This window comes from Pollutimonas rozaliensis (assembly GCF_048751585.1).
Taxonomy (GTDB): domain Bacteria; phylum Pseudomonadota; class Gammaproteobacteria; order Burkholderiales; family Burkholderiaceae_B.
Window position 1 is genome coordinate 1 of the sequence record NZ_JAZHOB010000356.1, and the last position, 237, is coordinate 237.

Here is a 237-nt window from a genome sequence, read left to right on the forward strand (position 1 = left end):
AACCCAACCGCTTAGCTCGAGCTTACCATTCGGGTGAAACGGAAGACGCGCGTTTCGTACTTGAATACCTACGAGCGCAATTCCCTCAGCGTACCATCATTGCAACTGGAGTCTCTTTAGGCGGTAATATGCTGGTCAACTATTTGGCGCGCTATCGGGATGATCCGATTGTCGATGCGGCAACCATTATTTCCGCACCACTGGATTTAGCGGCGTGTTCGCAACGCATTGATCAGG

At 51.5% G+C, this 237-nt stretch carries 1 protein-coding gene; it reads left to right on the forward strand.

Going from position 1 to position 237, the window contains the following annotated elements; translation table 11 throughout:
- A partial coding sequence (locus tag V0R37_RS23225; protein WP_420376707.1) for an alpha/beta fold hydrolase occupies positions 1-237 on the forward strand: 237 nt, incomplete at both ends.